This window comes from Micromonospora sp. LOL_025 (assembly GCF_048060285.1).
Taxonomy (GTDB): domain Bacteria; phylum Actinomycetota; class Actinomycetes; order Mycobacteriales; family Micromonosporaceae; genus Micromonospora.
In genome coordinates this window covers 1-21,921 of the sequence record NZ_JBHMIR010000054.1, presented here as the reverse complement: position 1 = coordinate 21,921, position 21,921 = coordinate 1, and the positions used below count along the sequence as shown (strand labels likewise).

At 77.3% G+C, this 21,921-nt stretch carries 3 protein-coding genes; all 3 read right to left on the bottom strand.

From position 1 onward, the window contains the following. A partial coding sequence (locus ACFHW0_RS30855; RefSeq protein WP_416613147.1) for a beta-ketoacyl synthase N-terminal-like domain-containing protein occupies positions 1 to 4,460 on the bottom strand: 4,460 nt, incomplete at its 3' end. Positions 4,461 to 4,503: 43 nt separating this feature from the next. Then, positions 4,504 to 14,577, bottom strand: a complete 10,074-nt coding sequence (locus tag ACFHW0_RS30850) for a type I polyketide synthase (protein ID WP_416613146.1) — start codon at positions 14,575 to 14,577, stop codon at positions 4,504 to 4,506. Positions 14,578 to 14,925: 348 nt separating this feature from the next. Further along, a partial coding sequence (locus ACFHW0_RS30845; protein ID WP_416613145.1) for an SDR family NAD(P)-dependent oxidoreductase occupies positions 14,926 to 21,921 on the bottom strand: 6,996 nt, incomplete at its 5' end.

The window sequence follows — 21,921 nt, the reverse complement described above, 5'->3', positions numbered from 1 at the left end:
GTCACGTCACACGCGACCACCCGCACCGACGCACCCAACGCCGACAGCCGCTCCGACAACTCGCCCGCACCCGCGGCCTCCGGGCCACGCCGCGACACCAGCACCAACGACCGCACCCCGTACACCGACACCAGATGCTCCGCCACCAACGCACCCAGCGCACCCGTACCACCGGTCACCAGCACCGCACCGTCACCCACGACCGGCATCTCCGCCGCCGACGGGGCCACCGCGCGCACCAGACGCGGCACGAACACCCCACCGGAGCGCACCGCCACCTGCCCGCCGAACGACACCGGCTCCTCAGCCACCGCAGCCAGCACACCCAACAGGCCGGCGTCCACGTCACCGTCGACATCCGCCAGGACGATGCGACCCGGATGCTCCGACTGCGCCGAGCGCAGCAGACCCCACACCGCCGCACCCGCCAGGTCGGTCACCCGGTCCTCGGCGCCCACCGACACCGCGCCCCGCGTCACCACCACCAACCGCGAATCCGCCAACGCGTCCGCCGCCAGCCAGGACCGCACCGTCGCCAGCACCTGCGACGTCGCCGCGCGTACCGCCTCGGGGTCGTTGTCGTGGCCGGCGTCCGCCGCGCCCTCGTGGTCGGGCCGCTGCGCGCCGCCCGCCGGCACCAGCAGCAGGCGCGGCGCCACGTCCGTCGCCGCGGTCACCGCCTCGACGTCGGCGAACGCCGGCAGGTCGGCGGCGGCCGGCGAGCCCACCAGCGCCCACCCGGAGACCTCGTCGGTCGGGGTGACCTCCTGGGCCTGCCAGGCGACCTCGAACAACGACCGGGCCGCCTCGCCCGGGGACGACACCCCGGTCAGCTCCCGCAGCGCCAGCGAGTCGACCGACACCACGGCCGCACCCGACTCGTCGCACGCGACCAACCGCACCGCCGAACCCGCCCGCGTCAACCGCACCCGCAGCATTCGCGCACCCGAGGCGTGCACCTGCACACCCTCGAACGCGAACGGCACCCGCGGCCCGCCCGACTCCTCCGCGCCGGGCAGCAGCCCGATCGGGTGCAGCGCCGCGTCCAGCAACGCCGGGTGCACCCCGAATCCCGCCGCGTCGCCCGCCACCTCGTCCGGCAACGCGACCTCGGCGAACACCTCGTCGCCGCCGGTCCACACCCGACGCAGCCCCCGGAACACCGGCCCGTACGCCAGGCCGCGCTCCGCCAGCGCCGGATACCAGCCCGCCAGGTCCAGCTCCGACGCGCCCGCCGGCGGCCACTCCCCCACGCCCGGCTCGTCGGCCGACGCCGGCTCCAGCACGCCCTCCGCGTGCCGGACCCACTCCGGGTCGACGGCCTCCTCCGGCTGGGAGTGCACGGTCACCGACCGGGTGCCGGCCTCGTCGGCCGCGCCGACGCGCACCTGCACCCGCACCGCGCCGCCCTCCGGCAGCACCAGCGGCGCGGCAACGGTCAGCTCGCGTACCCGCGACGCGCCCACCTCGTCGCCCGCCCGCACCGCCAGCTCGACCAGGGCGGCGCCCGGCACGATCACCACGCCGGAGACCGAGTGGTCGGCGAGCCACGCGTGCGTCGACGTGGACAGGCGGCCGGTCAGCACCACCATGTCCTCGCCGGCCACGGAGACGGCCGCGCCGAGCAGCGGGTGCCCGGCCGCCCCGAGGCCCGCCCCGGAGACGTCCGTCCAGCGGCCCGCCGGCTCCAGCCAGAAGCGCTGGTGCTGGAACGCGTACGTCGGCAGGTCCACGTGCCGGCCGCCGGCCCGGCCGAGCAGGTCCGCCCAGCCCACGGTCAGGCCGTGCACGTGCAGCTGCGCGAGGGCCTCCAGGAGAGCCTGCGGCTCGGGCCGGTCGTGGCGCGACACCGGAGCCAGCAGGGGCGCGGTCTCGTCCTCCGTCCGCTCGCCGAGGCAGTTCTGCGCCATGGCGGTCAGGACGCCGTTCGGGCCCACCTCCAGGTAGGTGTCGACCTCCTCGGCGCGCAGGCAGTCGACGGCGTCGGCGAAGCGCACCGTGCCGCGTACGTGCCGCACCCAGTAGCCCGGGTCGCAGAGCTGGTCGGCGTCGGCGATGCGGCCGGTCAGGTTCGACACCACCGGGATCGTCGGCGGCCGGTACGTCAGCTGATCGGCGACGGCCGCGAACTCGGCGAGCATCGGGTCCATCCGCGCGCTGTGGAAGGCGTGGCTGACCCGCAGCCGGCGGGTCTGCACGCCCCGCTCCGACCACACCCGCTGCACCTCGTCGAGGGCCTCGGCGTCGCCCGCCACCACCACGGCGGCGGGACCGTTCACGGCGGCCACGTCGAGCCGGCCGGTCAGCCCCGCCAGGGAGGCGGCCACCGCGGCCTCGTCGGCCGCCACGGCGAGCATGCCGCCGCCCGCCGGCAGGGCCTGCATGAGCCGGCCGCGCGCCGCGACCAGCGCGCACGCGTCGGCCAGGGACAGCACCCCCGCCACGTGCGCCGCCGCGATCTCGCCGATGGAGTGCCCGGCCACCAGGTCCGGCGCGACCCCGAGCGACTCGACGAGCCGGAACAGCGCCACCTCGACGGCGAAGAGCCCCGCCTGGGTGAAGACCGTCTGGTCCAGCAGCTCCGCCTCGGGCGTGCCCGCCGCGGCGAACAGCACCTCGCGCAGCGCGCGCGGCAGCAGCGGGTCGAGGTGCCCGCACACCTCGTCCAGGGCGGCGGCGAAGACCGGGAAGGTCCCGTACAGCTCGCGGCCCATGCCGGCGCGCTGCGCGCCCTGCCCGGAGAAGAGGAAAGCCACCCTGCCGCGCGGGGACGACGCCCCGGTGGTGACGGTGCCGGTCGGCTCGCCGGCGGCGAGGGCCCGCAGCCCGGCGAGCAGGTCGCCGGCGTCGCCGGCCACGACCACCGCGCGGTGTTCGAGCCCGGCGCGGTTGACCGAGGAGAGCGCGACGTCCACCGGGCGGAGGCCGTCGACGCGGGCGAGGTGGTCGGCCCAGCGCCCGGCCTGCCCGGCGAGCGCCTCGGGCGTACGGGCGGAGAGGAACACCGGGGCGAGCGGGAGCGTCACCGGGGCGTCGGCGACGGGCGGGGCCCCGTCCGTGGACGGGGCGTCGTCGACGGGCGCCTCCTCCAGGATGACGTGCGCGTTCGTACCGCTGATGCCGAACGACGACACGGCGGCCCGGCGCGGCCGGTCGGTGGCCGACCACGGGCGTGCCTCGGTCAGCAGCGAGACCTGCCCGGCGGACCAGTCGATGTGCGGGGACGGCTCGTCGACGTGCAGGGTGGCGGGCATGGTGCGGTGCCGGATCGCCTCGATCATCTTGATCAGACCGGCGGCGCCCGCGGCGGCCTGGGTGTGCCCCAGGTTCGACTTGACCGAGCCCAGCCAGAGCGGCCCGCCGTCGCCCCGGTCCTGCCCGTACGTGGCCAGCAGCGCCTGCGCCTCGATCGGGTCGCCCAGCGTGGTGCCGGTGCCGTGCGCCTCCACCACGTCGACGTCGGCCGGCGAGAGCCGGGCGTTCGCGAGGGCCTGCCGGATCACCCGCTCCTGCGACGGGCCGTTGGGCGCGGTGAGCCCGCTGCTGGCGCCGTCCTGGTTGACGGCGCTGCCCCGGACCACGGCCAGGATGCGCCGGCCGTCCCGGCGGGCGTCCGACAGCCGCTGCAACAGCAGCACGCCGACGCCCTCGGACCAGCCGGTGCCGTCGGCGGCGGCGGCGAACGACTTGCACCGGCCGTCCGAGGCCAGGCCCCGCTGGCGGGAGAAGTCGGCGAAGGTGCCCGGGGTGGACATCACCGTCACGCCACCGGCGAGCGCGAAGTCGCAGTCGCGCTGGCGCAGCGCCTGCGTCGCGAGGTGCACGGCGACCAGCGACGACGAGCACGCCGTGTCCACCGTGACCGCCGGGCCCTCGAGCCCGAAGGTGTACGCCACCCGCCCCGACACCACGCTGCCGGAGTTGCCGGTGCCGATGTAGCCCTCGACGCCGTCGGGCAGGTCCAGCACCCGCGACGCGTAGTCGTGGTACATCACCCCGGCGAAGACGCCGGTCCGGCTGCCGCGTAGCCGCTGCGGGTCGATGCCGGCGTGTTCGAACGCCTCCCAGGAGGTCTCCAGCAGCAGCCGCTGGTGGGGGTCCATCGCCAGGGCCTCGCGGGGGCTGATGCCGAAGAAGCCCGGGTCGAACTGCGGCGCGTCGTAGAGGAAGCCGCCCTGGTTGCTGGTCGACGTGCCCGGGTTGTCCGGGTCGACGTGGAAGAGCCGCTCCAGGTCCCAGCCCCGGTCGGTCGGGAAGTCGCCCACCCCGTCGCCGCCCCGGTCGACGAGGTCCCACAGCTCCGCCGGGCTGGACACGCCGCCCGGGAACCGGCACGCCATCCCGATGACGGCCATCGGCTCGCGGTCCTTGGCCTCCACCTCGCGCACCCGCCGGCGCGCGTCGCGCAGGTCGGCAGTCGCACGCCGGAGGTAGTCGAGGAACTCTGCCTCAGTGGGCATCGGGCCACTCCGTATCGGGGTTCGAGGTGTGCGACATGCCGGATCAGGCCGAGCCGAACTCTTCGTCCAGCAGGCTGAAGATCTCTTCGGCGGAGGCCGACTCGAGGCTGGCGCCGTCGTCGGCGGGGGAGTCCGCACCGGACTCGGTGTAGGTCCACAGGGAGAGCAGTTCGCGCAGCCGGGCGCCGACGGCGGCCCGGTCGGTGTCACCGGTGGCCACCGCCCGCATGGCGTGCTCCAGCTTGTTCAGCTCGCCGAGCACCGTCAGCGCGGAGGTGCTCCGCTCCGCCAGCAGCGCGCCCCGCAGGTACTCGACGAGCGCGGCCGTGGTCGGCCGGTCGTAGATCAGCGTGGACGGCAGCCGCAGCCCGGTGGCCGCGTTGAGCCGGTTGCGGAACTCGACGGCGGTCAGCGAGTCGAAGCCCAGCTCGACGAAGCCGCGCTCGACGTCGATCGAGCGGATCGACGCGTAGCCGAGGACCGCGGCGGCGTGGGTGCGGACCAGGTCGGAGAGCACCTGGTCGCGGTCGGCCTCCGCCGTGGCGGCGAGGGTCTCCCGCAGCGCCTCGGCCGGGTCGCGCTCGGCGGCCCGCACCGCGCCGGTCGACGCCGGCCGGACCAGCGACCGCAGCACCGACGGTACCGCCGCCGGCCCGTGCCGGCCGATCAGCGCGAGGTCCAGGTTGACCGGTACGACCACCGGCTCGGCGAAGCGCAGCGCCTCGCTGAACAGGTCCATGCCCTCGTCGGCGCCGAGCGGGACGAAGCCGCCCCGGTTCATCCGGGCCTCGTCGACGTGCCCGGTCTGGCCGTCGCCGGTGTCGTTGACCCACGGGCCCCAGGCCAGCGAGAGCGCCGGGAGTCCCCGGTCGCGCCGGTGCTGGGCGAGGGCGTCGAGGAAGCAGTTCGCCGCCGCGTGGTTGGCCTGCCCGGGGCCGCCGAAGAGGCCGGCCGCCGAGGAGAAGAGCACGAACGCGGCCAGGTCCAGCTTCTCGGTCAGCTCGTGCAGGTGCCAGGCCGCGTCGACCTTGGGGCGCAGCACGGTGTCGAAGCGGTCCGGGGTGAGCGCGGGCAGGACGCCGTCGTCGAGCACCCCGGCCGCGTGCACCACGCCGGTCAGCGGCAGGTCGGCGGGGATCTGGTCGACCAGCAGGGCGAGCGCGTCTCGGTCGGTGACGTCGCAGGCGACCACCCGGGCGGTGGCGCCCAGCCCGGCCAGCTCGTCGACCAGCGCGGCGACGCCCGGGGCGTCCGCCCCGCTGCGGCTGACCAGCAGCAGGTGCCGTACGTCGTGCCGGGTCACCAGCCGTCGCGCCACGAGCCGCCCGAGCAGGCCGGTCGCCCCGGTCACGAGGACGGTGCCGGCGGCCAGGTCGGGGCCGGGCACCTCGGCCGGGGGCGGGCCGAGCCGGGTCAGCCGGGGCACCCGGAGCTGGCCGGCGCGTACCGCGAGCTGGGGTTCGCCCGTGGCCAGGGCCGCCGGCAGCAGCGCGGCGGCCGGCGCGTCGTGGTCGACGTCGAGCAGCACGATCCGGTCCGGGTTCTCCGACTGCGCGGAGCGCAGCAGGCCCCAGGCGGTGGCCGCCGGCACGTCGGCGATCCGCTCGTCCGGCTCGACCCGGACCGCGCCGCGGGTGACCACCACCAGCCGGGCGGCGGCGAGGGACTCCTCGGCGAGCCACTGCTGGGCCAGCGCGAGCATGCGGTGGGCGACCCGGTGCGCCTGGCGGGCCGGGTGCGGCTCGTCGGCGGCCGGTCCGGCGCAGGTCACCACCACCGCGTCGGGCACGGGACCGCCCGCGCGCACCTCGGCCACCAGCGCCGACAGGTCCGGGAGCCGGTCGGCGCCGGGCCAGTCGTCGCCCAGGGCGACCAGCCGGGACGTGCCGTCGGCGCGGCCGGTGGCGGGGGCGACCCAGTCGAGGCGGTGCAGGGACCGGCTGGCCGACCGGCGGGCGGCGCTGAGCTGCTCGCCGGAGATGGGCCGCAGCACCAGACCGTCGACGGAGGCGACCGGCGTCGCGCCGGTGTCGGTGATCGTCAGGGCCACGGACCCGGCGTCGGTGGCGCGCAGCCGGATCCGCAGCTCGCGGGCGCGGGTGGGTCGAATGGTCACGCCCGACCAGGTGAACGGCAGGCCCGGGCGGATGTCGGGGCCGCCGTCGGGGGCCGGCGTCGCGCCGCCGGCCGGGGCGTCGGTGGCACCGGCTGTGGCGCTGGCGCCGATGGCGTGCAGCGCCGCGTCCATCAGGGCCGGGTGCACCGAGAAGGCCGTGGTGTCGGTGGACGCGTCGGCGTCCAGGGCGACCTCGGCCAGGATGTCCGGGCCCGACCGCCACGCGGCGCGCAGCGCGCGGAACACCGGGCCGTAGTGGTAGCCCTGGGCGGCGAGCCGGGCGTAGAGCCCGTCGAGGGCGATCGGCTCGGCGTCGGCGGGCGGCCACACGGCGACCGGAGCGGGGTCCGGGTCGACGGTGTCGGCGAGCTGGCCGGAGGCGTGCCGCTGCCAGGCCCGGGCGCCGTCGGGTCCGGTGTCGTCGTCGCGCCGGGTGTGGATGGCGACGGGCCGGTGCCCGGTCCCGTCCGGCGGGCCGACGCGGACCCGCAGGTCGATGCCGCCCTCGGTGGGGATCGCCAGCGGCGCCTCCAGGTTCAGCTCGGCGACGGTCGCCGTGCCGGCCTGCCGGCCGGTCCAGGACGCCAGCTCCACCAAAGCCGTCCCGGGCAGCAGCACCGTGCCCAGCACGGCGTGGTCGGCCAGCCACGGGTGGGTGGTGAGGGTGATCCGGCCGGTGAACAGCAGGCCCTCGTCGCCGGGCAGGTCGGCCACCGCGCTGAGCAGCGGGTGGTCGACCACGTCCAGGCCCACGGCGGGCAGGACCGAACGGTGGGCGCCGGTGCGCTCCAGCCAGTAGCGGTGCCGGTCGAAGGCGTACGTGGGCAGGTCGACCGGCTCGGCCCCGGGCAGCAGCCGGCGGTGGTCCACGGTCAGGCCGAGGGTGTGCGCGGTGGCGAGGCCGGTCAGCAGCCGGGTGGCGGCCTCGCCCGACCCGGCGAGGGTGTCCAGGACGTGGCCGGTGGCGCCGGTCGCATCGAGGACGGCGGCGACCCGGGTGGTCAGCGCCGGCTCCGGCGAGACCTCCACGAAGGTCACGTGTCCCGCGTCGACGGCGGCGCGGAGGGCGGCGTCGAGTTGCTCCGCTCCCCCGGCCCGGTGGCCGGCATCGAGGGTGGCCGGGTCGGCCCAGTGGTCGGCGCCGAGGGCGGCGGGGTCGGCCCAGTCGCCGGTGACGGTGGAGGCCAGCCGGGCGGTCCCGGGCTGCGGGGCGAGCCCCGCCAGGGCGGCGCGGAGGCCGGCGGGGTCCAGCTCGCCGGCGGCGGCCCGGGCCCGCAGCGCCACCGTCCGGGCGGCGTCGGGCAGGGACAGCAGGCCCGCCACGTGGGCGGCCACGACCTCGCCGTCGCCGTCGCCGAGGACCGCGGCCGGGGTGAGCCCGGCGTGCCGCCAGACGGCGGCGAGCGCCACCCCGACGGCGAACAGCACGGGCCGGGCCAGCTCCGGCCGCTCGGCCCAGGCGGCGTCCGCGCCGGTCAGCAGGGCGGCCGGGTCGACGTCGACCCAGGGTGCCAGGGCCTGCCGGCACTCGGCGAGGGTGGCGTCGAAGACCGGGCAGCGGCCCACCAGGCCGGCCGCCGCGCCCGCCGGGGCGGCGGCCGGGAAGACGAACACCGGGCCCGCGCCGTGGTTGGCGACGGTGCCGGTCACCACGTTGCCGGCCGGGGTGCCGGCGGCGAGCGCGTCCAGGCCGGCCAGCAGCTCGCCGGGGGTCGCGCCGAGCACCGCGGCGCGCCGGTCGAACGCCGAGCGGGTCGCGGCGAGGGACCAGCCGACCGCCGCCGGGGCGAGGCCGGGGTGGGCCCGCAGGTGCCGGGCCAGCCGGGACGCCTGCGCGGCCAGGGCGGAGGTGGAGCGGGCCGAGACCGGCCACACCACCGTGTCGGCGGCGACCAGCCCGGCGGCCGGCTCGGGGGCCGGCTCGGCCTCGCCGGTCACGTCGGTGTCGACGGGCTGCTCGACGACCACGTGGGCGTTGGTGCCGGAGATCCCGAACGAGGAGACCGCCGCCCGGCGCGGCCGGTCGACCGCCGGCCACGGCCGGGACCGGGTCACCAGCTCCACGTCGCCGGCGGACCAGTCGATGTGCGGCGACGGCGTGTCCGCGTGCAGCGACGCCGGGACGGTGCCCTCCCGCATCGCCAGCACCATCTTGATCACACCGGCCACACCGGCGGCGGCCTGCGCGTGGCCCATGTTCGACTTGACCGAGCCCAGCAGCAGCGGGCCCGCGTCGCCCCGGTCCTGCCCGTACGTCGCCAGCAGGGCCTGGGCCTCGATCGGGTCCCCGAGGACGGTGCCGGTGCCGTGGGCCTCGACGACGTCCACGTCCGTGGTGGTCAGCCGGGCGCTGGCGAGCGCCTGCCGGATCACCCGCTGCTGGGAGGGGCCGTTGGGGGCGGTCAGGCCGTTGGACGCGCCGTCGGAGTTCACGGCGGAGCCGCGCACCACGGCGAGGACGCGGCGGCCCTGCCGCCGGGCGTCCGAGAGCCGCTGCACGAGCAGCATGCCGACGCCCTCGGACCAGCCGGTGCCGTCCGCCGTGGCGCCGAAGGACTTGCACCGCCCGTCGGAGGCCAGGCCGCCCTGGCGGGAGAACTCCTGGAACGCCGTGGGGGTGGCCATCACCGCCACGCCGCCGGCCAGCGCCAGGTCGCACTCGCCGCGCCGCAGCGCCGCCCCGGCGAGGTGCAGCGCCACCAGCGACGAGGAGCAGGCCGTGTCGACCGTGACGGCCGGTCCCTCCAGCCCCAGCGCGTACGCGACCCGCCCGGAGATCACGCTGTGCGCGGCGCCGGTCATCAGGTAGCCCTCGACCCCCTCCGGAACCTCGGTCAGCCCGGTGCCGTAGCCGGAGGTGGAGGCGCCCACGAAGACGCCGGTACGGGTGCCGCGCAGCGTCGCGGGGTCCACCCCGGCCCGTTCCAGCGCCTCCCACGACGTCTCGAGGGTGAGCCGCTGCTGCGGGTCCATGGCGAGCGCCTCGCGGGGCGAGATCTCGAAGAAGGCGGGGTCGAAGTCCGCCACGTCGTAGAGGAAGCCGCCCGCCGGGGGGTGGGTCCCCTCCGCCGGCTCGGGGATCTCCCAGCCCCGGTCGTTGGGGAACGGCGAGATGGCGTCCACGCCGTCGGCGACCAGCCGCCAGAACGCCTCCGGCCCGTCGACGCCGCCGGGGTAGCGGCAGGCCATCCCGACGATCGCGACGGGCTCGTCGGCGTCGACGACGACGGTCTGCGGGGCTTCGGCCGGGGCGGCGCCGGAGACCAGCTCGCGCAGGTGCGCGGCCAACTCGGCGGGGGTGGGGTAGTCGAAGACCAGCGTGGTGGGCAGCCGCAGGCCGGTGGCGCTGTTCAGCCGTCCCCGGAAGTCCACGGCGGTCAGCGAGTCGAAGCCGAGGTCCTTGAACGGGCGTCCGCGCAGCTCGTCGGGCGTGGCGTGGCCCAGCACCGCCGCGGTCTGCTCGTTGACCAGCTTCAGCAGCTCCCGCTCCTGCTCCGCCGCCGGCAGCGCCGCGAGGTGACGCAGCGGCGCGGCGACCGCACCCGCGGCCGGCGCGGCGGCCTCCTCCTGCGCGACGAGCGCCCGCACCTGCGGCAGGTCGCCGAGCAGCGGGCTGGGCCGGGCCACGGTGAACGCGGGGTGGAAGCGGGTCCAGTCGACGTCGGCGACGGTCACGCAGGGCGTCGGGCGGCGCAGCGCCCGGTCGAGTGCGACGAGCGCCTTCTCCGGGTCGATCGGCGGCAGGCCCATCCGGTTGAGCTGCTCGGTGGCCACGTTCTCGGCGGCCATGCCGTGTTCGCCGCCCCAGGCCGTCCAGGAGACGGCGGTGGCCGGCAGGCCCCGGTCGCGCCGGTTGACGGCCAGGGCGTCCAGCAGGGAGTTGCCGGCGCCGTAGGCGCACTGGCCGGCGCTGCCCCACACGCCGGAGATGGAGGAGAAGAGCACGAACGCGCCGAGTTCGCGCTCGGCGAGGCAGGCGTCGAGGTGCAGGGCGCCGAGCACCTTGCCCGCGACGACGTGGGAGAACTCGCCGAGGGTGGTGTCGGTCAGCGGGGTGAGCTGGTCGGTGCCGGCGGCATGCACGACCGCGGTCAGGTCGGGCAGCGCGTCCACCAGCTCCGCCACGGACCGCCGGTCGGTGACGTCGCAGGTGGCGACGGTGACCCGCCCGTCGGCGCCGTACGCGTCGAGCAGGTCCGCCACGGCGGGCGCGGCGGTGCCCCGGCGGCTGGCCAGGACCACCCGCCCGGCGCCGCGGCCGAGCAGCCAGCGGGTGACGTGGCCGCCGAGGGCGCCGGTGCCGCCGGTGACCAGGACGGTGCCGGACCACCAGTCGCCGGCGGGGGGCTCGTCCGCCGCCGGCGGGGCCGGGGTCAGCCGGCGGGCCCAGGTCCCGCCGGGCCGCACGGCCACCTGGTCCTCGCCGACGTGCCCGGCCAGCACGGCGGCGAGCCGCCGGGCGGTGGCGTCGTCGACGGTGGCCGGCAGGTCGACCAGGCCGCCCCAGCGGTGCGGTTGTTCGACCGCCGCCGCCCGGCCGAGGCCCCAGACCTCGGTCTGGAGCGGGTGCGCGACCCGGTCGCCCGGGGCCGCCGCCACCGCGCCGCTGGTGACGCACCACAGCGGCGCCACCAGGTCCAGGTCGGTCATCGCCTGGACCAGCGCGAGGGTGCTGGCCGCGGCGAGGGTCACGCCGGGGTGCTCGGGCAGCAGCCGGTCCTGACCGGCCACCACGGCGAGCACGCCGTCGACCGGCCGGCCGTCGATCTCCGCCCGCAGCCGGGCGGCGAGCGCCGCGCGGTCGAGGTCCGCCGCGCCGACCCGCAGCACCAGCGGCTCGGCGTCGCCGAAGAGCCCGGCCAGGCCGTCGGCCCACGCCGGCGCGTCGCCGGCCGGCAGCACGACCAGCCAGCGGCCCGCCGGGCCGTCGGTGTCCTCGACCGGCACGGGCTGCCAGGTCACGTGGTACGACCAGCCGTCCACGAGGGAGCGTTCCCGGCGGGACCGGCGCCAGGAGGTGAGCACGGGCAGGGCCGGCAGCAGCGCCCGCACCTGCTCGTCGTCGTCGCCCAGTTCGCTGCGGAGGGTGTCGACGTCCGCCTGCTCCAGTGCGGTCCAGAACTCGTCGTCGCCGTCGTGCGCGGCGCCGTCGGGGGCGGCGGGCGGCGGCTCGGGCCAGAACCGCTGCCGCCGGAAGGCGTACGCGGGCAGGGGCACCCGCGCGGCGCCAGCGCCGGCGAACAGCTCCGCCCAGCCCACGTCGACCCCGCCGACGTGCAGCTCCGCCAGGGCGGTGAGCGCGGACGCGGGCTCGGGGCGGTCGCGGCGCAGCAGCGCCACGGCGGCGGTGTCGTCGTCCGCGCCGGCCGCGGTCAGCACGTCGCGGGCCAGCGCGGTGAGCACCCCGCTGGGGCCGACCTCCAGGAACGTACGCACGCCCAGGGCGCGCAGCTCATCGACGCCGTCGGCGAACCGGACGGCCTCCCGCACGTGCCGGACCCAGTAGTCGGCGGTGCGGATCTCGTCGGGGTCGGCGACCGCGCCGGTCAGGTTCGACACGATCGGCAGCGCCGGCGGGTGCAGCTCCAGCCCGCGCACCACGGCGGCGAACTCGGCGAGCATGGGTTCCATCAGCGGGCTGTGGAAGGCGTGGCTGACCCGCAGCGGCCTGGTGCGTACGCCCTGGTCCGCCCAGCGGCGTTCGAGTTCCTCGACGGCGTCGGCCGCGCCGGAGACGACCACGGCGGTGGGCCCGTTGACGGCGGCCACGGCGACCCGGTCCTCGACCCCGGTCAGGGCGGCCCGGACGGCGTCGGCGGGGAGCTGGACTGCCAGCATCGCGCCGCCGGCCGGCAGGGCCTGCATCAGCCGGCCCCGGGCCGCGACGAGCGCGGCGGCGTCGGGCAGCGACAGCACGCCGGCCGCGTGCGCGGCGGAGAGCTCGCCGATCGAGTGGCCGAGCAGGACGTCCGGGACGATCCCCCAGCTCTCCAGGAGCCGGAACAGCGCGACCTCGACGGCGAACAGGCCGGCCTGGGTGTAGAGGGTCTGGTTGAGCAGCGCGGCGGCCTCGTCGCCCTCGGGCGCGAAGAGCACTGGGGTGAGCGGGCGGGGCAGGTGCCGGTCCAGCTCGGCGCAGACCTCGGCGAGCGCCCGGCCGAAGACGGGGAACGCGGCGGCCAGGTCGCGGCCCATGCCGCTGCGCTGGGCGCCCTGGCCGGAGAAGAGGAACGCGAGCTTGCCGCCGCGCGGGCCCGCACCGGTGACCAGGCCCGGGGCGTCGCCGCCGGCGGCGAGCGCGCGCAGTCCGGCGGTCAGGTCGGCGCGGTCGGCGGCGAGCAGCACGGCCCGGTGCTCGAGGCTGGCCCGGGTACGCGCCGACGACCAGCCGACGTCGGTCAGCCGCAGCTCGGGGCGGTCGTCGAGCCAGTCGGCCCAGCGGGTCGCCTGCGCGGCCAGGGACTCGGCGTCGCGGGCGGAGACCAGCACCGGCACGAGGCCGGCCCCGGTGACCGGGGCGGGGTCGGCGGCGGTGTCGGCACCCCCGTCCGTCGTGGTGCCCGCGTCGGTGGCGGCGCCGGGGCCGTCCGGGGCGTCGGCCGGGGCCGGGTCGGCGGCGGGCGCCTCCTCGATGATCACGTGGGCGTTGGTGCCGCTCATGCCGAAGGAGGAGATACCCGCGCGGCGGGGCTGCTCCCCGGCGGGCCACGGCTGCGGCTCGGTCACCAGCGACACCGCGCCGGCCGTCCAGTCCACGTTGGGGGTGGGCTCGTCGACGTGCAGCGTCGCCGGCACGGTCTCGTGCCGCAGCGCCATCACCATCTTGATCACCCCGGCCACGCCGGCGGCGGCCTGGGTGTGCCCGATGTTCGACTTGACCGAGCCGAGCCAGAGCGGCTGGTCCGGCTGCCGTCCCTGCCCGTACGTCGACAGCAGCGCCTGGGCCTCGATCGGGTCGCCGAGGGTGGTGCCGGTGCCGTGCGCCTCCACGACGTCGACCTGCTCCGGCGCGAGCCGGGCGCTGGCCAGCGCCTGGAGCACGACCCGCTGCTGGGACGGGCCGTTGGGGGCGGTCAGCCCGTTGCTCGCGCCGTCCTGGTTGACGGCGCTGCCGCGCACCACGGCCAGGACGGGGTGGCCGTTGCGCCGGGCGTCGGAGAGCCGCTCGACGAGCAGCAGGCCGACCCCCTCGCCCCAGGCGGTGCCGTCGGCGGCGGCGGCGAACGACTTGACCCGGCCGTCGGAGGCCAGGCCGCGCTGGCGGCTGAAGCCGATGAAGGCGGACGGGGTGGACATGATGGTGGCACCGCCGGCGAGCGCCAGGGTGCACTCGCCCTGCCGGAGTGCCTGGCAGGCCAGGTGCAGGGCGACCAGCGACGACGAGCAGGCCGTGTCGACGGTGACGGCGGGGCCTTCGATGCCGAGCGCGTACGAGATCCGGCCGGACACGACGCTCGCCGCGGTGCCGGTGAGGATGTAGCCCTCGGTGCCGGGCGGCGGCTGCTGGAGCAACCCCACGTAGTCCTGGCCGGTGGTGCTGGCGAACACCCCCACCTGGTGGCCGCGCAGCGCCGAGGGGTCGAGTCCGGCGTGCTCGAACGCCTCCCAGGCGGCCTCCAGCAGCAGCCGCTGCTGCGGGTCCATGGCGAGCGCCTCGCGCGGCGAGATGCCGAAGAACGCGGCGTCGAAGTCGGTGGCCGAGTCGACGAAGCCACCCTCGGCGACGTACGACGTGCCGGGGTGGTCGGGGTCCGGGTGGAACAGCCGCGCCAGGTCCCAGCCGCGGTCGGCGGGGAACGGGGAGAAGGCGTCCCGGCCGGAGTCGACGAGTTCCCACAGCTCCTCGGGCGAGCCCACCCCACCGGGGAACCGGCAGGCCATGCCGACGATGGCGATCGGCTCCCGGTTGGCCGCCTCAAGCTCGCCGAGCTTCCTCCGGGTCTGGTGAAGGTCCGCCGTCACCCATTTCAGGTACTCCCGGAGCGTATCTTCAGTCGCCATTGACGCCACCTCTTCGGGCCGGAAAGAAACAGGCGACCCAATACCGTCCACAGACGCCACAAGCCGCGAAGATCTAAGCCCATTCAGCCGACCACGAATTGCCAGACAAAAAGCGTTTCAGCCCCCACCAGGTCTTACGCGCCGGACGAAAGGTAATTGTCGCCGGACGGCGGTCACAACCCCTAGCGTGCCCCTACGGGTGCCCCTAGGCGGCGGGGGCGCAGGCTGGGCCGACCCGCCCTGCGAGCGGTCCGGCGCACCGCCCTCGCGGGGTGTGGCCGGGCGGGTGTCCAGGCCCGCCCGGCCGCGCGCGTCACGACCGTCGACAACGGTCGCGCGGCACCATTTCTAGATGCCCGGCAAATTGCCGCCGGGGCCGCCCAGCTCGCGATGGATGAAATCGAAGATCTCGGCGTCGGTGGCGTCGTCGAGGGTGTGCGTGGCCGGTTTCTCCTCGACGGGGCCCCGCTCGTCGCCCCACCGGGCGACGAACGCCTGCAACTGCACCAGCAGCTTCTGGCGGGTCAGCCGGTCCGGCGCGTCGGCCGCGAAGACGCCGTCGAGCCGCTCCAGTTCGGCGAGCAGCGGCGCGGCCGCGGCGGCGCCGTCCTCGACGAGCTGGTCGCGCAGGTGCCGGGCGAGCGCCGCGGGCGTGGGGTAGTCGAACACCACGGCGGCGGGCAGCTGGACGCCGGTGGCGGCGCGGAGCCGGTTGCGCAGCTCCACGGCCGTCATCGAGTCGAAGCCGACCTCGCGGAACGCGCGGTCGGGCTCCAGCCCTCCGCCCCCGGTGTGGCCGAGCACGGCCGCCGCCAGGCCGCCCACGAGTTCGACGAGGACGCCCTCCCGTTCGTTGGGGCCCAGCGGGCGCAGCCGCTCCCGCAGCGCGGTCGCCGCCTCGTCGTCCGCCGGCTGGCGGTCGTCGTCGGCGGGCATCGCCGCGCCCGCCTCGGGGACCCCGGTCAGCAGCGGGCACGGCCGCATCGACGCGAACGTCGGCACGAACCGGTCCCAGCGCACGTCGGCGAGCACCAGGGCCGCCTCCTCCCGCAGCGCCTGGCCGAAGGCCTCGACGGCCAGCTCCGGGGGCAGGCCCGGCAGGCCCCGCCGGCGCAGCTGCGCCAGCTCCACCGACTCGGGGTCGTCGTCCCACGGGCCCCACGCCACGGCGGTGGCCGCCAGGCCGTCGTGCCGCCGGTTCGCCGCGAGCGCGTACAGCAGCGCGTCGCCGGCGGACTGGCCGGCCCGGCCGCCCGCGCCCCACACCCCCGTGGTGGAGGTGCACAGCACGAACGCGTCGAGCGGCCGGTGCGCCAGCTCGTCGGCGTACCTCGGCACGTCCCCGACGGTGGCGGCCAGGTCGGCGGCCAGGCCGGCGAGGGTCAGCTCCGCCAGTGGCACCGAGCCGGTCTCCGCCGGGACGTGCACGAGCGCGGTCACCGGCCGGCTCTCGTCGGCGAGCTGCTCCATCAGGTCACCGAGCTTGCCCGTCGCCGGCTCGGCCAGCGGGAGCACCTCGGCGCCGTTGCGGCCCAGCCAGTCGGTCGCGTGCCGGGCGAGCGCCCCGGTCCCGCCGGTGAGCAGGACGGTGCCGTTCGGCCGGTACCCGCCGCCGGCCGCCGGCCGTGCGGTGTCGCGGACCAGGCGCCGGGCGTGCACGCCGGCCTCCCGTACGGCGAGCTGGTCCTCCCCGTCGACGTTGACCAGGGCTGCGGCCAGGGCCGCGTACGCCGCCTCGTCCGGCTCCGTCGGCAGGTCGACGACTCCGCCGACGTGCCGGGGGTGCTCCAGGGCGGCGACGAGGCCGAGGCCCCACGTGGTGGCCTGGGTCGGGTGCACGACCGGTTCGTCGTCCACGGCGACGGCGCCGGTGGTGGCCAGCCACAGCGGCACCGCCGGGCCGGAGCGGCGGGTGTGCGCCTGCACGAGCAGCAGGTTCGCCGCCAGGCCGGTCGGCAGCGCGGTCTGCTCCGGGTGCGGCGCCTCGTCCAGCGCCAGCAGGGAGAGCAGCGCCGTCGGCTGGTGCGCGGCGGCGAGCCGGTCGAGGTCGGCGGCCAGGCCATCGCGGGTGGCCGTGGCCGGGTCGACGGTCAGCAGGTGCACCGTGGCGGCGCCGGCCGTGAGGGCGGCGAGCACCCGGTCGGTGACCTGGTGCGGCGGGGCCACCACCAGCCACGTGCCGGGGTCGGCGCCGATCAGCGCCCGGCGTTCCCAGGTGACCCGGTACCGCCAGCCGGCCAGGGTGCCGTCGAGCTGCTGGCGACGCCGCCACGACTCCAGCTCCGGCAGCAACTCGCGCAGCGGCTGGTCCGGGTCGAGGCCGAGGCGGCCCAGGTCGCCGTCGGTGACGGCCCGCCAGAACGCGTCGTCGACCGGGTCGGCGGCCGGGGTCGGGGCCACGTCGAGGGTCGGCCAGTAGCGCTGCGGCCGGAACGCGTACGTCGGCAGCTCGGGCAGCCGGCGGGGATCCGGACGGGGGCCGGCGAGCACGGCGAGCACCGCCGCCCAGTCGACGTCGCGCCCGGTGGCGTCCAGGGCGGCCAGCGCGGAGAGCAGGGCGACCGGCTCGTCGGTGCCGGCGCGCAGCGCCGCCACGGCCGTCCCGTCGTCGTCGCCGGGCAGCAGGCCGGCGGTCATCGCGGTCAGCACCGCCTGCGGGCCGAGCTCCAGGAAGGTGTCCACGCCCGCGTCGCGCAGCGCGGCGACGCCGTCGGCGTACCGGACGGCCTCCCGGACGTGCCGCACCCAGTAGTCGGGCGTACGTAGCTCGTCGGGCCCGGCGAGCCGCCCGGTCAGGTTCGACACGATCGGCAGCAGCGGCGCGGCGAACGTCAGCCCGTCGAGGACGGCCCGGAACCCGGCCAGCATCGGCTCCATCAGCGGGCTGTGGAACGCGTGGCTGACCCGCAGCCGCCGGGTGCGTACCCCGCGCTCCCGCCAGAGCCGCTCCAGCCCGTCGAGGGCGTCGAGGGCCCCGGCGAGGACCACGGCGGTGGGACCGTTGACGGCGGCGACGCCGACCCGGTCGCCCAGCCCGGCCAGGGAGTCGACCACGGCCGCCTCGTCGGCGGCGACGGCGAGCATCCCGCCCCCGGCGGGCAGGGCCTGCATGAGCCGGCCCCGGGCGGCCACCAGCGTGGCGGCGTCCGCGAGGGACAGCACGCCGGCGACGTGCGCGGCGGTGATCTCGCCGATCGAGTGCCCGGCGACGTGCCCGGGCACCACCCCGAACGACTCGACCAGCCGGAACAGGGCCACCTCCAGCGCGAAGAGCCCGGCCTGGGTGAACACCGTCTCGTCGAGCAGCGCGGCCTCGGCGCTGCCGTCGGCCGCGAACAGCACCGGCTTCAGCGGCTGCGGCAGCTGGTGGTCCAACGCCGCGCAGACCTCGTCGAGGGCCGCCGCGAAGACGGGGAACGTGTCGTACAGCTGCCGGCCCGCGCCGGGGCGCTGGGCGCCCTGGCCGGAGAACTGGACCGCGAGGCCGCCTCCGCGCCGCCGGGCGGTGACCAGCGCGGGGTGGGCCTCGCCGCCGGCCAGCGCCCGCAGCGCGGCCAGCCGGGTCTCCCGGTCGGCGGCGACCACGGCGGCCCGCTGGCCGAGGTGGGCCCGGCCGTCGGCGAGCGCCCAGGCGACCAGGTCGGCGGGGTCGTCGCCCGTCGCGACCCGGTCGGCCAGCCGGCCGGCCTGCTCGCGCAGCGCGGGCAGGTCGGCGGCGGAGACCGGCCACGGCAGGGCCGTCCCGGGCCGTTCCCCGTCGGGGGCGACCGGTTCCGGCCGCTGCGGGGCCTGCTCCAGGATCACGTGGGCGTTGGTGCCGCTGATCCCGAACGAGGAGACGCCGGCCCGGCGGGGCCGGTCCTCGGCGGTCCACGGCCGCGCCTCGGTGAGCAGCGCCAGCGCGCCGGACGTCCAGTCGACGTGCGGGGTCGGCGCGTCGACGTGCAGGGTCGCCGGCAGCACCTCGTGTTGCAGGGCCAGCACCATCTTCATCAGGCTGGCGGCGCCCGCCGCGGCCTGGGTGTGGCCGATGTTCGACTTCACCGACCCGAGCCACAGCGGCCGGTCGGCGGAGCGGTCCCTGCCGTACGTCGCCAGCAGCGCCTGCGCCTCGATCGGGTCGCCGAGGGTGGTGCCGGTGCCGTGCGCCTCGACGACGTCCACGTCGCCCGGGGTCAGGCCGGCGTTGTCCAGCGCCTGCCGGATGACCCGCTGCTGGGCGGGCCCGTTCGGCGCGGTGAGGCCGTTGCTCGCGCCGTCCTGGTTGACGGCGCTGCCCCGTACGACGGCGAGGATCCGGTTGCCGTCGCGCTGGGCGTCGGAGAGCCGCTGGAGCAGCAGAACGCCGACGCCCTCGCCCCATCCGGTGCCGTCGGCGGCCTCGGCGAACGCCTTGACCCGCCCGTCGGCGGCGAGGCCGCGCTGCCGGGAGAACTCCAGGAACGCGCCCGGGGTCGACATGACCGTCACGCCGCCGGCCAGCGCGAGGTCGCACTCGCCGCTGCGCAGGGCCTGCGCGGCCAGGTGCAGCGCCACCAGCGACGACGAGCAGGCCGTGTCCACGGTGACCGCCGGGCCGTGCAGCCCGAACGAGTACGCCAGGCGGCCGGAGACCACCGACGCGCCGTTGCCGGTCGCCTGGTAGCCCTCCACCTGCGACCGGGCGCCCAGCAGCAGGGTGGCGTAGTCCTGCCCGTTGGTGCCCATGAAGACGCCGGTGGCGGAGCCGCGCACCCGGTGCGGGTCGATGCCGGCGCGTTCGAAGACCTCCCAGGTGGTGTGCAGCAGCAGCCGCTGCTGCGGGTCCATCGCGAGGGCCTCGCGCGGGTTGATCCCGAAGAACGCGGCGTCGAAGCCGGCCACGTCCCGCAGGAACCCGCCGCTGCGGGTGTAGCTGGTGCCGACCCGCTCCGGGTCGCTGTCGAACAGGGCGTCGAGGTCCCAGCCCCGGTCGGCGGGCATCGGCGTGACGGCGTCCACGCCATCGGCCAGCAGCCGCCACAACTCCTGCGGCGAGGACACCCCGCCGGGGAAGCGGCAGGCCATGGAGACGATCGCGATCGGCTCGTCCGCCGGCGGCCGGGCCGAGGCCACGCCGCCGGCGGCCGGGCCGCCGTCCGCGCCGACCACGATTTCGGTACGCAGGAAGCGGGCCAGCTCCGCCGCCGACGGATGGTCGAAGACCACGGTCGACGGCAGGGTCAGGCCGGTGACCCGGCCCAGCCGGTCGCGCAGCTGCACGGCGGCGAGGGAGTCGAAGCCCAGCTCGCGGAACGCCCGGCCGGCCGGCACCTGGTCGGTGGTGGGGTGGCCGAGGACGGCCGCCGCCTCCGCGCGGACGAGGTCGACCAGCAGCGCCTCCTGGCCGGTCGCCGGCAGCGCCGCGAGCCTGGCCCGCAGCCCGTCGGTGGCGGCGGCGCTCTCCGGCCGCTCCGGCTCCTCGGCGACGGCGGGGGCGACCCGGTCGAAGAGGTGGCTCGGCCGCGCGGCGGTGAACGCCGTGACGAACCGGGCCCACTCGACGTCGACGATCACCGGCGCCGCCTCCGGGGCGTTCACCCAGCGGCCCAGCGCCGCGACGGCGGCGTCGGGCGCGAGCGGGGTGAACCCGCGGCGGTGCAGGCCGTCCGCCGTCTCGCCGGCGGCCATGCCGTCCTCCGCCCACGGGCCGTAGGCCAGGGCGGTGGCGGGCAGGCCGGCCGCCCGGCGGGCGGCGACGAGCGCGTCGAGCAGGGCGTTGCCGGCCGCGTAGCCGGCCTGCCCGCCGCCGCCCCAGACGCCGGCGACCGAGGAGAAGACCACGAACGCGTCGAGGTCCCGGCCCCGGCAGGCCGCGTCGAGGTGCACGGCGCCGAGCACCTTGCCGGCCAGGGTCTCCGACAGCTCGCCGTCGGTCACCTCGTACGCCGGGGTGGTGCCGCCGGACGCGCCGGCGGTGTGCACGACGGCGGTCAGCTCCGGCAGCCCGGCCACGAGCGCGTCGACCGCCGCCCGGTCGGTGACGTCGCACGCCACCACCCGCACCGCACCCAACTCGGCCACCAGCTCCGCAGCGCCCGGCGCCGCCGGACCCCGCCGCGAGGCCAGCACCACCTCGGCCGCCCCGTTGGCCAACAGCCAGCGGGCCACGTGCCGACCCAACGCACCCGTACCGCCGGTCACCAGCACCGTCCCGGCGGGCCGCCAACCCGCACCCGTGGGCGGCGCGGCCGGCACCAGCCGCCGGCCGAAGAGGCCGTTGCGGCGGACGGCCACCTGGTCCAGGGTGCCGTCGGCGAGGACCGTGACGAGCCCGGCGCGGGTGCTCCGGTCGGCGCGGTCGGGCAGGTCGACCAGGCCGCCCCAGCGGTCCGGCTGTTCGAGGGCGACGACCCGGCCCAGACCCCAGGCCAGGGCCGCCCAGACGTCGCCGGCCCGCTCCCCGACCGTGACCGGCATCGCGGTCCGGCTGAGCGCCCACACCCGTCCCGGCAGGCCGGTGTCGGTCAGCGCCCGGGTGAGGGTGAGCAGCACCGCCGTGCCGACGGGCACCGCCGGGGTGTGCGTCAGGGGCCGGTCCTGGCGGGGCAGCACGCAGAGCACCCCGGCCCAGCCCTCCCCGCTGATCCGGCGCAGCCGTTCGCCCAGGTCGGCGCGGGCGAGGGTGGACGACACGGTCAGCGTGTCCACCCGGGCACCCGCCTGGGTGAGGGTCTTCGCCACGCCCGCGTCGGCGCCGCTGTCGACGGTGACGACCAGCCACCGCCCGGACAAGCGGGTTGCCGGGGCCGGCCGCACCGGCTCCCACGCGACCCGGTACGACCACCCGTCCAGGGCGGTGTCCCGGGACCGGTGCTGACGCCAGCGCGCCAGGAGCGGCAGGGCCGGACCGAGCGCGTCCAGGTCCTCGGTGTCGTCGCCGAGTTCGGCGGCGAGGGCGGCCAGGTCGCCGCGCTCGACGGCGGCCCAGAACTCGGCGTCGCCGCCGTCCGGGGCGGCCTGCTTCGCCGGCGTGCCCTCCGGCCAGTAGCGCTGGTGCTGGAAGGCGTACGTGGGCAGGTCCACCCGCCGCGCCCCGGTCTCGGCGAACCACGGCTGCCAGCTCACGGCAACGCCGTGCACGTGCAGCTCGGCGAGAGCGTGCAGCAGCGCCTGCGCCTCCGGCCGGTCCCGACGCTGCACGGCGACCGACAGCACGCCGTCGTCGCCGGGCAGCACGTCTGCCGCCATCGCCGTCAGTACGCTCTGCGGGCCGACCTCCAGGAAGGTGTCGACACCGGCGGCCCGCAGCGCGGTGACCCCGTCGGCGTAGCGCACGGCCTCGCGCACGTGCCGCACCCAGTACTCCGGGGTGCGGATCTCGTC